Genomic DNA, 11,733 nt, shown 5'->3' with positions numbered 1-11,733 from the left:
GGCTGGTCTCAGCTGATATCGGTGACGAGCACCGCGACCTTGCGGTTCTGCAGGCGCACGGCCAACGGCAGCGAGGTGTCACCCGAGCCGGCCGGCAGGATGCGTGGGTTGGTGACGTGCAGTTCACTGCGGAACAGCCGGACATCGGCTTCGCCGGCGGCCAGCACATTCTTGGCCCAGTCCGTCTTGCCGTGGCCCAGCGCGATCGACAGTTGGTTGCCCTTGCGGTAGGTCGTCACCACGGTCTCGTAAGGCTTTCCGGACTTGCGTCCCCGATGGGTGATCACCGACATGCCGGGAAGAAACCGGGACAGCGGTTTCACCACCGGATTCATGTATTTGATCTGCAACCTGTCGCTCCAGCGCGGGAATACTCGCGGCAACTCTTGGTCCTGTGCCATGGCGGCTCCATTCGATCGGTCAATGAGGCGTGATCCCACTGTAATGACGCGCGGCGAAAACCGGTTGGGCTGCTCTGGGACAATGGACGACGTGAACACCGGCCTGATGGCACGCATCGATCTGCGCGGCACCGAACAGTCGGACCTTTCCAGGACCCGACTGCGCGCCGTGCTGCCGCGCGGCGGCGTGGACGTGGAGGCGGTGCTGCCCCAGGTGCGCCCGATCGTCGAGGCGGTCGCCGAACGCGGAGCGCAGGCGGCCCTGGAGTTCGGCGAATCGTTCGACCGGGTCCGGCCGGCCAGCATCCGGGTGCCGGGCGCGGCGCTGGAGCGCGCCTTGGCCGAGCTGGATCCGGCCGTGCGCGCCGCCTTGGAGGTGGCGATCAGCCGAGCCCGTGCGGTCCACTCCGACCAGCGGCGCACCGACACCACCACCACGCTGGCCCCGGGCGCCACCGTCACCGAACGCTGGCTTCCGGTCGAGCGGGTGGGCCTGTACGTGCCGGGCGGTAACGCGGTCTACCCGTCCAGCGTGGTGATGAACGTCGTCCCGGCCCAGATCGCCGGTGTCGACTCGCTGGTGATCGCCAGCCCACCCCAGGCCGCCTTCGGCGGTCTGCCACACCCCACGATCCTGGCCGCGGCCCGGCTGCTCGGCGTCGACGAGGTCTGGGCGGTCGGGGGCGCGCAGGCGGTGGCGTTGCTGGCCTACGGCGGAACCGACACCGACCAGGGCGAGCTGGCGCCGGTCGACATGATCACCGGTCCGGGCAACATCTACGTCACCGCTGCCAAGCGGTTGTGCCGGTCGCAGGTGGGGATCGACGCCGAAGCCGGGCCCACTGAGATCGCCATCCTCGCCGACAACACCGCGAATCCGGCGCACCTGGCCGCGGACCTGATCAGTCAGGCCGAGCACGACGAAATGGCCGCCAGTGTGCTGGTGACCACCAGCCCCGAGTTGGCCGATGCCACCGACCGCGAGGTGACTGCGCAGCTGCAGACCACCGTGCACCGCGAGCGGGTGACCACGGCACTGTCTGGACCGCAGTCGGCGGTCGTGCTGGTCGACGACCTGGACGCCGGCGTGCGCGTGGTGAACGCCTACGCCGCCGAGCACCTGGAGATCCAGACCGCCGACCCCGCGGCCGTGGCAAACCGAATCCGTTCGGCCGGTGCGATTTTCGTCGGTCCGTATGCACCAGTCAGCCTCGGTGACTACTGCGCCGGCTCCAACCACGTGCTGCCCACCGCGGGCAGTGCCCGGCACTCCAGTGGACTGTCGGTGCAGACCTTCCTGCGCGGCATCCACGTCGTCGACTACACCGAGGCCGCACTCAAGGACGTCAGCGGGCACGTGATCGCGCTGGCCGACGCCGAGGATCTTCCCTCGCACGGCGAAGCGGTGCGGCGGAGGTTCGAGCAGTGAGCGGCGCACCGGCCCGGCCGGGCGCTGAGATCACCCTGGCGGATCTGCCGTTGCGCGACGACCTGCGCGGCAAGTCGCCTTATGGTGCACCGCAACTGGAGGTTCCGGTGCGGCTTAACACCAACGAGAATCCGCACCCGCCGAGCGCTGCTCTCATCGACGACGTGGCACGTTCGGTGCGAGAGGCCGCGGCCGAGCTGCACCGCTATCCCGATCGCGATGCGGTGGCGCTGCGGACCGACCTGGCCGCCTATCTGACGACTCAGACCGGCGTCGAGGTGGGGCCGGAGAATGTGTGGGCGGCCAACGGCTCCAATGAGATCCTGCAACAGTTGCTGCAGGCATTCGGCGGCCCGGGCCGCAGCGCCATCGGATTCGTTCCGTCGTATTCGATGCACCCGATCATCTCCGACGGCACCCAGACGCGGTGGCTGGCCGCCAACCGTACCTCGGACTTCGGGCTCGACGTCGGTGTGGCCTGCGCCGCCATCGCCGAGCACCACCCCGACGTGGTGTTCGTCGCGTCCCCGAACAACCCTTCCGGGCAGAGCATTTCGCTCGAGGATCTGCGTGGCCTGCTCGATGCCGCGCCGGGGGTCGTGATCGTCGACGAGGCCTACGGCGAATTCTCGTCGCAGCCCAGCGCGATCGCGCTGATCGACGACTACCCGGCGAAGCTGATCGTCAGCCGCACGATGAGCAAGGCGTTCGCATTCGCCGGCGGCCGGCTCGGCTACCTGATCGCCGCCCCCGCGGTGATCGACGCCATGCTGCTGGTGCGCCTGCCCTATCACCTGTCGGTGGTGACGCAGGCGGCCGCCCGGGCCGCGCTCCGTCACGCCGACGACACCCTGGGCAGCGTCGCACAGTTGATTGCGGAGCGGGAACGCGTCTGTGCGGCGCTGAGCGCCATGGGGTTTCGGGTCATCCCCAGCGACGCCAACTTCGTGCTGTTCGGCCAGTTCGCCGACGCACCGGCTACCTGGCAGCGCTACCTCGACGCCGGCATCCTGATCCGCGACGTCGGTATCCCCGGATATCTGCGAGCCACCACCGGATTGCCGGAGGAGAATGACGCGTTGCTCGCGGCCAGCCAACGACTTGCGGCCACCGAACTGGCCCAAAGATTAGGAGCATCATGACCCGCCGCGCCCGGGTGGAACGCGCCACCCGCGAATCCGACATCACGGTCGAACTCGACCTAGACGGCACCGGCATCGTTGACATCGACACCGGTGTGCCGTTCTTCGACCACATGCTGACCGCACTGGGCAGCCACGCCAGCTTCGATCTGACCGTGCGCGCCCGCGGCGACGTGGAGATCGAGGCCCACCACACCGTGGAGGACACCGCGATCGTGCTCGGGCAGGCACTGGGGGAGGCGCTCGGCGACAAGAAGGGCATTCGCCGATTCGGCGACGCGTTCATCCCGATGGACGAGACTCTGGCCCACGCTGCCGTCGATGTGTCGGGCCGGCCCTACTGCGTGCACACCGGGGAACCGGATCACTTGATGCACACTACGATTGCCGGGACACAGGCGCCCTATCACACCGTGATCAACCGGCACGTGTTCGAGACGCTGGCGTCGAACGCGCGCATCGCGTTGCACGTGCGGGTGCTCTACGGGCGTGACCCGCACCACATCACCGAGGCCCAGTACAAGGCCGTCGCGCGTGCGCTGCGCCAGGCAGTGGAGCTCGATCCCCGCGTGACCGGCGTGCCGTCCACCAAAGGCGCCCTGTGAGCAGTTCAGCCAGGGTGGTGATCCTGGACTACGGTTCTGGGAACCTGCGCTCAGCCCAGCGGGCGCTGCAACGGGTCGGCGCCCAGGTCGAGGTGACCGCCGATGCCGACGCCGCCGCCGGCGCCGACGGACTGCTGGTGCCGGGAGTCGGGGCGTACGCGGCGTGCATGGCCGGACTGCGCAAGGTCAACGGCGACAAGATCATCGCCGAGCGAGTGCAGGCCGGCCGCCCGGTGCTCGGAGTGTGCGTCGGCATGCAGATCCTGTTCGCGCATGGCGTCGAGTTCGGGGTGGACACCGCCGGCTGCGGCCAGTGGCCGGGTGCGGTCACCCGACTGGACGCCCCGGTGATCCCGCACATGGGCTGGAACGTCGTCGATGCCCGACCCGGCAGCACGCTGTTCGCCGGACTGGACGCCGACACCCGGTTCTACTTCGTGCACTCTTATGCCGCACAGCGTTGGGACGGCCGTCCGGAGGCTTTGGTGACCTGGGCTACCCATCAGGTACCGTTCGTGGCGGCTGTCGAGGATGGGCCGTTGGCCGCCACCCAGTTTCACCCCGAAAAGAGTGGGGATGCCGGGGCGACACTGTTGAGCAACTGGGTGGAGGCACTGTGAGTACTGCTGTGAACAAGGCACTGGTTCTGTTGCCCGCCGTCGACGTGGTCGACGGGCGCGCGGTGCGCCTGGTGCAGGGCAAGGCCGGCAGCGAGACCGAGTACGGTTCGGCGCTGGACGCCGCGCTGGGTTGGCAGCGCGACGGCGCGGAATGGATCCACCTGGTCGACCTGGACGCCGCGTTCGGGCGTGGGTCGAACCGCGAGCTGCTCGCCGATGTCGTTGGGCGCCTTGATGTGAAGGTCGAACTGTCCGGTGGCATCCGCGATGACGAGTCGCTGGCGGCGGCGCTGGCCACCGGCTGCGCCCGGGTGAACCTGGGCACGGCTGCCTTGGAAAACCCACAGTGGTGCGCGCGTGCGATCGCTGAACACGGTGAGAAGGTCGCGGTCGGGCTGGACGTGCAGATCGACCCCGATCATCCCGACGGCATCCACCGGCTGCGGGGCCGCGGCTGGGAGACCGACGGCGGTGATCTCTGGCCGGTACTGGAACGTCTTGACGCCGAAGGCTGTTCACGCTACGTGGTCACCGATGTGACCAAGGACGGCACGCTGGGCGGACCCAACTTGGAGCTGCTCGGCGCAGTCGCCGACCGCACAGACGCTCCGGTGATCGCGTCTGGGGGAGTGTCGAGTCTGGAAGACCTGAGGGCGATCGCCACGCTGGTCGGCCGCGGCGTGGAGGGCGCGATCGTCGGCAAAGCCCTCTACGCCGGCCGGTTCACTCTGCCCGAGGCGCTGTCCACGGTGCAGGAGTAGCCCGACATGGCGCTGGACACCGCGGATCTGGATGCGCTGGTCGCAGCGGCATCAGAGATCCTCGATGTCGCCGCCGAGCCCTTCCTGGCCGGCCACCGGGCCGACTCCGCGGTCCGCAAGGGCGCCAACGACTTCGCCACCGAGGTCGACCTCGCCTTGGAACGCCAGATCACCGAGGCGTTGGTGGCGGCCACCGGAATCGGGGTGCACGGCGAGGAATTCGGTGGGCCGCCGATCGATTCGCCGATGGTGTGGGTGCTGGATCCCATCGACGGGACCTTCAACTACGCCGCGGGATCGCCGATGTCCGCGATCCTGCTGGGGCTGCTGCGCGACGGCGAGCCGGTCGCGGGATTGACCTGGCTGCCGTTCGCCGACCAGCGCTACACCGCGGTCGCAGGCGGCCCGCTGATGCGCAACGGGGTGACGCAGCCGAAACTGAAACCCGTCGACCTGGCCGACTCGTTGGTCGGCATCGGCACCTTCAACGTCGAGTGGCGGGGCCGGTTCCCCGGCCGCTACCGGCTTGCGGTGCTCGAAGGCCTGACCCGGGTGACCTCGCGGACCAGGATGCACGGCGCCACCGGAATCGACCTGGCCTACGTCGCCGATGGAACTCTCGGTGGTGCGATCAGCTTCGGTGACCACATCTGGGACCACGCCGCGGGCGTGGCCATGGTGCGGGCGGCCGGCGGTGTCGTCACCGACCTGGCCGGCGCACCGTGGACGTCCCAGTCGGACTCGGCGCTGGTCGCCGCGCCGGGGGCGCACGATCAGATTCTCGACATCCTCAAGCGAGTCGGCGCACCGGGGGACTACTGACATGGAACAACAACGCAGCGGTTCAGCGAGGCTCGACGCAGGAGAGGCGAAGCTGGGACCGATGCATAAGCACAGTGATGTGGCGGTACGGGTCATTCCGTGTCTGGACGTCGACGGCGGCCGGGTCGTCAAGGGCGTCAACTTCGCGAACCTGCGCGATGCCGGCGACCCGGTCGAACTGGCCGCGGCCTATGACGCCGAGGGCGCCGACGAGCTGACCTTCCTCGACGTGACGGCGTCGTCGTCGGGCCGGGCCACCATGCTCGAAGTCGTCGCGCGCACCGCCGATCAGGTGTTCATCCCGCTCACCGTCGGCGGCGGAGTGCGCACGGTCGCCGACGTCGACGTGTTGCTGCGGGCCGGCGCGGACAAGGTGTCGGTGAACACCGCCGCGATAGCCCGCCCGGAACTGTTGGCGGAGTTGTCCCGCCAATTCGGCTCCCAGTGCATCGTGCTGTCGGTGGACGCCCGCACCGTCCCGGCCGGTTCGCCGCCTACCGCGTCCGGATGGGAGGTCACCACCCACGGCGGCCGGCAGGGCACCGGTATCGATGCGGTCGAATGGGCAGTCCGCGGAGTGGAGCTCGGCGTCGGGGAGATCCTGCTGAACTCGATGGATGCCGACGGCACCAAAGCCGGATTCGACCTGTCAATGCTGCGCGCGGTCCGGGCCGCGGTGAGCGTACCGGTGATCGCCAGTGGGGGAGCCGGTGCGGCGGAGCATTTCGCCCCGGCGGTCGCCGCGGGTGCCGATGCGGTTCTGGCGGCCAGCGTGTTTCACTTCCGGGAACTGACCATCGGCCAGGTCAAAGCGGCGATGGCGGCGGAGGGGATCACAGTGAGATGAGTGCGATGAGCGGATTGGATCCGGCGATCGCGGCCCGGCTCAAGCGAAACGCCGAGGGGTTGATCGCAGCAGTGGTTCAAGAGCGGGGCAGCGGCGACGTGCTCATGGTCGCCTGGATGGACGATGACGCTTTGGCGCGCACTCTGGCAACCCGTGAGGCGACGTATTTTTCGCGATCACGAAACGAGCAGTGGATCAAGGGCGCGACCTCCGGCCACACCCAGCATGTGCATTCGGTGCGGCTGGACTGCGACGGTGACACGGTGCTGCTGACGGTCGATCAGACCGGCGGGGCCTGTCATACCGGTGATCACAGCTGTTTCGATGCGGACGTGTTGCTCGGTCCCGCAGATTGATTCGCTGATAGCGGCGGAGCGGTATGCTGGCGGACTGTGAACTCCGACGAGCCTGATGACTGGTACCGGTTGGAGCACGAGCAGCGCTCCAGGGGTTTGGAGCTGGAGCGGCTGTCGCTTCAGATCGATTCGCACTACGCGCAAGGCACCGTCAGTGACATCGAGGCGCATATGCCGCGCGATGGATCGCGGATAGTCGCGCTGACAAACCAGCTCAGTGAATCGCAAGCGAACCTGGAATCCGCCTCTGCGAAGTTCAACGCATTGGCCTCAGCGATTCCGGGCGACATTGTCGATCTAAGTGATCGACTGTCCGGAATCCTCAACGGCGCGGTTGCCGAAGCAGACGATATTCGCGCGGAGGCGCAACGCTTTGCCGACGAATTGCGGGCCGCTGCCGAGAATGAGGCGGCGGCGGTCCTTGCCGACGCTGAGGCGCAGCGCCGCGAGGCGGCTGAGCTGCGGGCCGAGCTGGAAACCCAGCACAAACACCTGCGGGCGCAGGCCGCGCACCTGCGGCGGCAGGCCGTGCTGAGCGCGGCCGAAATCATGAAGGAGGCCGAGAGTCACGCCTCGGCGATATTGACCGAAATGAACCAAGCGATCACCAGCCACGTCGCAGACGCCCAACGCCGCCTGGCCGAACTCATCGATGCGCGCGCGAAAATCGTCGACCAGATAGAACGCTCGACCACCCAAGCTCATCGGCCGACGCAAGTTAATCCCGAAACTCACGTTAATACTTCGCATCAGGCTGATCGGGAATCTGCATTGTCAGCCAGAGGAACCTGGTTTCGCGAAAATCGCCCGCGCTGAGCCCGCTTTTCTCCATTAGGTTCCTCGGTGACACCTCCGCGCACGTCTGCTACGCTTCGTCGCGCGGCGGCTTGATCGCAACGGCCGACATGCCTTTATTAGCATTTTTACCTGGTCGAATGCCTGGCATCGTCGGGCCGAAGGGCAGGCCCCGCCGTGAGGAGGAGTCGATCCGGTGATGCTGAATATTCCGGCTTTTGAAACGCAGATACGCGGTTTCGATCGCAATGAGGTTGCCGATTACATTGCGCGTCTCCACCATGAAATTGAAATCCTGCAGGACCACGCGAAATCCCTGAATGCGGTCAAGGCGCAGGCTGGGTCTGACTGCGAACAACTCATGGCCGAGGTAACGCGGCTGCAGAATGACCTCGTGCGGAGGACCGCCGACGCCGATACGAAACGACGCGAACTCATTGCCGAATTGGCGCAGCTGCGTGGGCAGTTCGAGCAAGCCACCGAGCCGGTCGACGCCGTAGCCGGGATGTCCGAACGCATCGCGCGAATGCTGCGTATCGCCTCCGAGGAGGCGCGGCGCACCCAGGATTTGGCTCGGCGGGAGGCGGAATCGCTGACCGAGGAACTGCGCGAACAGTTGGTGGCGGCCAAATATCACCGGGACGCCACCAACCACGCGATGGCCGAGTTGCACGCCGCCGCCAACGCTCGCCGGGCGAAGATCCTGGAAATGACGACCGCCGAGGCGGACGAGATCCTCCGGCTGGCGCACGAAGAACGCGACCGGATCGCTCAGGAGACCGAAGCCGCCGAACGTAGCCGGCGCGCGGTGTACCGGCGCCTGGCCGAGGAGGATGAACGAACCCGCCTGGCGGCCCAGGAAGCCCTGGACGAGCAGGTCAAGCTGGCCTGGGAAGAGGACGAACGCAATCGCCGGGAATCGCAGCACTGGCTGGACCAGCAGCTCAAGGCGGCGTGGGAGCGGGCCGAGGCCACCATCGACGAGCTCGACAAAGCGGCGCGTTCCGAGGCTGCAGTACGGATCGCCACCGCCGAGCGCGAGGCCGGAATGCTCGGCGAACGCGCCCAGCGGGAAGTGAGTCTGCTGAAGCGCGAACGCGGCGGGATCGTCGCCGACCTCGATGAAATCAGGAACTGGATCGACACCGCCGTCGGCGACGACGCCGCGGGCTAGACGAGCGAATACAGCTGTCGACGCCGGGAACCAACCGCATATCCGGTCGACCGGCAAAGGAGTCCTTGTTTCGCGAAAACCGTCCGCGATCAAGGGGACGTTTACCCATTGTGAGACCGGTGACATGGACTGGCAGGTCTGATACGCTCCGTCGCACGGTGACTTTGAGTGAGCATGCCCATTTGGCTTCGCGCACAAGCCAACTCGGTTGAACGCTGGTTGCCCATCGAACCGAAGACCGAAACTGTCAGGTGCTTAGGAGTACGCCGGTGGCGCTAGAGATTCCCGAATTCGAAACGCAGATGCGCGGTTTCGATCGCAACGAGGTCTCCGATTACATCGCGCGTCTACACCACGAAATCGATATCCTGCAGGACCGCAACAAATCCCTCGAAGCGACCAAATCGCAAACGCTCCTCGACCGCGAACAGCTCGCCGCCGAGGTCACCCGGTTGCAGAACGACGTCGTGCGGATGACCGCCGAAGCGGAATCGGAGCGCCAACGCCTCACCGCCGAGCTGGCCCAACTGCGAACGCAGTTCGAGCAGGTCACCGGACCGGTGGACTCCGTCGAGGGCATGTCCGACCGCATTGCGCGGATGATGCGCATCGCCTCCGAGGAGGCGCGGCGGACCAAGGAACTGGCACGCCAGGACGCCGAAGCGCTGACCGGGGAACTGCGTGAGCAGTTGGAAGCGGCCAAACACGACCGAGCCGCGGCCAGTGAGGCGCTCGCCGAGTTCCAGGCATCCACCAACGCCCGCCGGACGAAGATCCTCGAAGCCGCCACCCAGGAGGCCGAGCAGATCCTGCGCATCGCGCACGAGGAGCGCAGCCGCATCGCCCAGGAGATCGAGGAGGCCGAACGCAGCCGCCGCGAGCTGTACCAGCGCCTGGCCGAAGAGGACGAGCGCAACCGCCGCGCGGCCCAGGAATCCCTGGACGAACAGATCAAGCTGGCCTGGGAAGAGGACGAACGCAACCGTCGGGAGGCCCAGCACCGCCTGGACCAGAAGATGAAGACGGCGTGGGAGCAGGCCGAGGCCAACATCGCCAAGCTCGACAAGGAAGCCCGCCTGGAGGCCTCCTCATTGATCGCCAGCACCAAGCGCGAAGCCAAGGTGCTCACCGAGCGCACGCAGGCCGAAGTGGATCTGCTGAAGCGCGAGCGGGCCGGAATCGTCACCCACCTCAGCGAGATCAGAAACTGGATCGACACCGCCGTCGGCGACAGCCCGAAACTGGCCGACCCTTCCGACCCGCCCGCTGCTGAGGAGGCGGAAACGTCCGAAGCGGAGCAGGACGCCGGCTAGGGGCGTCCGATGACTCCTTGCTGGCTGTAGGCGACCGCCAGGCTAATCATTTCCGGTGCTCGAAGCCGAGTCGTGATAGCGTCCGCGGATGCCTGACCTGCCCTACTTCGACTTGCTGATTGATGACCGCTCAAACCGTGGCAAATTCGGCCAACTGTGGGAAGACCAGGTGCACTGGGGCTATTGGGAGAGCCCCAAGGTCGCTGACGGCACCCTGACCGACTACGTCGCCGCCATGGAGCAGATGAACGGCGTGCTGTTCGCGGCCGGAAAGGTTGCCGACGGACAAAGGTTGCTGGATGTCGGCTGCGGATTCGGCGGAACCATCCGCCAGATCAACGCCACGCATTCCGACATGGATCTCACGGGCCTGAACATCGACCCGCGCCAGCTCGCAATCGCCGAGGCTGAGAGCAAGCCTTCCCGCGGCAACGCAATTTCCTGGGTTGAAGCCGACGCCTGTCAGTTGCCGTTCGAGGACAGCTCCTTCGACCGCGTCCTGGCTGTCGAGTGCATTTTCCACTTTGCGTCCCGCGCGCGTTTCCTGACGGAAGCTTCGCGGGTGCTGAAACCGGGTGGCTACCTGGCGGTTTCCGACTTTGTGCCGATCATGATGGTGTTCGGCAAGACGCCGATCTGGATGGCGATCCGCACCCGGATCGCGAAATCCTACGGAACGCTCGGGAATGTCCCCCTTCGCTCCTACAAGAGCATGGGCTCACGTGCGGGACTGCAACTGGAAACCAAGCGCAACATCCGGAAGCACACCATGCCTACGTACCCATTCCTGCTCAAATACTTGCGCGCTCAAGAGTCAGCGCATACCCGGAAGACAATGATCGTCGGTACCCGATGGATGAAGTGGTTGTCCAAGCTCGGCCTTCTTCAGTACCGCGTTTACACGTTCCACAAGCCCGCCTGACCGCTCCGCCCGAAAAGCCAGGCGCTTAGGCCGATGACCGCGCCCGCAACACCTCCAGCGCCTTGTCGGCGTGGGTGTCCATCGAGAACTCGCTGGCGATCACGTCCAATACGGTGCGGTCGGTGTCGATGACGAACGTGGTCCGCTTCACCGGGATCAGCTTGCCCAGCAGGCCGCGCTTGACCCCGAACTGGGTGGCCACCGTGCCCTCGGTGTCGGACAGCAGGGGATAGTCGAAGCCCTGCTGATCGGCGAATTTGGCCTGCTTGGCCACCGCATCGGCGCTGATGCCGACCCGGGTGGCCCCGACGGCGGCGAACTCGCCGGCCAGGTCGCGGAAGTGACAGGCTTCCTTGGTGCACCCCGGCGTCATGGCGGCTGGGTAGAAGAACAGCACCACCGGCCCGTCGGCCAGCAGGTCGCTGAGTTTGCGCGGCGCCCCGGTCTGGTCGGGGAGCTCGAAGTCGGCCACGGTGTCACCGGTTTTCATGGCGGTCACGCTACTCCGGGTGCGACCGCGGCGGCGGCGATAGTGGTGGGCGCGCT

General features: G+C 66.7%; 14 protein-coding genes. 12 read left to right on the top strand and 2 right to left on the bottom strand.

Features of this window, described 5'->3' with window-relative positions:
* Positions 1-8: 8 nt before the first annotated feature.
* Positions 9-401 carry a nitroreductase family deazaflavin-dependent oxidoreductase gene (locus K3U94_RS12135; protein WP_047317912.1) on the bottom strand — a complete coding sequence of 131 codons (393 nt, stop codon included), beginning with the start codon at positions 399-401 and terminating at the stop codon, positions 9-11.
* A gap of 82 nt (positions 402-483) precedes the next feature.
* Between K3U94_RS12135 and hisD the strand changes: the two genes are divergently transcribed.
* The 12 genes from hisD (at position 484) to K3U94_RS12075 (ending at position 11,187) form a co-directional block, all read left to right on the top strand.
* Complete coding sequence (gene hisD, locus K3U94_RS12130) at positions 484-1,830, top strand: histidinol dehydrogenase (protein ID WP_220693881.1); 1,347 nt, start codon at positions 484-486, stop codon at positions 1,828-1,830.
* Positions 1,827-2,972 carry a histidinol-phosphate transaminase gene (locus K3U94_RS12125; protein WP_220693880.1) on the top strand — a complete coding sequence of 382 codons (1,146 nt, stop codon included), beginning with the start codon at positions 1,827-1,829 and terminating at the stop codon, positions 2,970-2,972. Before hisD ends, K3U94_RS12125 begins: the two co-directional genes overlap by 4 nt.
* Positions 2,969-3,577: an imidazoleglycerol-phosphate dehydratase HisB gene (gene hisB / locus K3U94_RS12120; RefSeq protein ID WP_220693879.1), complete on the top strand. Its 609-nt coding sequence runs from the start codon at positions 2,969-2,971 to the stop codon at positions 3,575-3,577. Before K3U94_RS12125 ends, hisB begins: the two co-directional genes overlap by 4 nt.
* Positions 3,574-4,197 carry an imidazole glycerol phosphate synthase subunit HisH gene (gene hisH, locus K3U94_RS12115; RefSeq protein WP_220693878.1) on the top strand — a complete coding sequence of 208 codons (624 nt, stop codon included), beginning with the start codon at positions 3,574-3,576 and terminating at the stop codon, positions 4,195-4,197. Before hisB ends, hisH begins: the two co-directional genes overlap by 4 nt.
* An 8-nt stretch (positions 4,198-4,205) precedes the next feature.
* Positions 4,206-4,958, top strand: a complete 753-nt coding sequence (priA, locus tag K3U94_RS12110; protein WP_220696776.1) for a bifunctional 1-(5-phosphoribosyl)-5-((5-phosphoribosylamino)methylideneamino)imidazole-4-carboxamide isomerase/phosphoribosylanthranilate isomerase PriA — start codon at positions 4,206-4,208, stop codon at positions 4,956-4,958.
* A gap of 6 nt (positions 4,959-4,964) precedes the next feature.
* The gene (locus K3U94_RS12105; protein WP_220693877.1) at positions 4,965-5,780 is read left to right on the top strand and encodes an inositol monophosphatase family protein; all 816 of its coding nucleotides are present in this window, start codon (positions 4,965-4,967) and stop codon (positions 5,778-5,780) included.
* A gap of 61 nt (positions 5,781-5,841) precedes the next feature.
* Positions 5,842-6,627 (top strand): imidazole glycerol phosphate synthase subunit HisF, encoded by a 786-nt coding sequence (gene hisF, locus K3U94_RS12100; protein WP_220693876.1) that lies wholly within the window; start codon positions 5,842-5,844, stop codon positions 6,625-6,627.
* A gap of 5 nt (positions 6,628-6,632) precedes the next feature.
* A complete protein-coding gene (hisI, locus tag K3U94_RS12095) occupies positions 6,633-6,983 on the top strand; it encodes a phosphoribosyl-AMP cyclohydrolase (RefSeq protein WP_047318110.1) in 351 nt (116 codons plus the stop codon).
* Positions 6,984-7,019: 36 nt separating this feature from the next.
* On the top strand, positions 7,020-7,799 hold the full coding sequence (locus K3U94_RS12090; RefSeq protein ID WP_047317906.1) for a hypothetical protein: 780 nt from the start codon (positions 7,020-7,022) through the stop codon (positions 7,797-7,799).
* 178 nt (positions 7,800-7,977) lie between these two features.
* Positions 7,978-8,952, top strand: coding sequence for a coiled-coil domain-containing protein (locus K3U94_RS12085; protein ID WP_230987605.1), 975 nt, complete (start codon positions 7,978-7,980; stop codon positions 8,950-8,952).
* 269 nt (positions 8,953-9,221) lie between these two features.
* Entirely contained in the window at positions 9,222-10,265 is a 1,044-nt protein-coding gene (locus K3U94_RS12080; RefSeq protein ID WP_230987092.1) for a coiled-coil domain-containing protein, read from the top strand.
* 88 nt (positions 10,266-10,353) lie between these two features.
* A complete protein-coding gene (locus K3U94_RS12075; protein ID WP_220693874.1) occupies positions 10,354-11,187 on the top strand; it encodes a class I SAM-dependent methyltransferase in 834 nt (277 codons plus the stop codon).
* A gap of 25 nt (positions 11,188-11,212) precedes the next feature.
* Here the strand turns inward: K3U94_RS12075 and K3U94_RS12070 are convergent, their stop codons facing one another.
* Positions 11,213-11,677, bottom strand: coding sequence for a peroxiredoxin (locus K3U94_RS12070; RefSeq protein ID WP_220693873.1), 465 nt, complete (start codon positions 11,675-11,677; stop codon positions 11,213-11,215).
* Positions 11,678-11,733: the final 56 nt, after the last annotated feature.

It is taken from the genome of Mycolicibacter heraklionensis (genome assembly GCF_019645815.1).
GTDB lineage: Bacteria > Actinomycetota > Actinomycetes > Mycobacteriales > Mycobacteriaceae > Mycobacterium > Mycobacterium heraklionense.
This window is presented reverse-complemented; position numbering and strand designations above follow the sequence as displayed.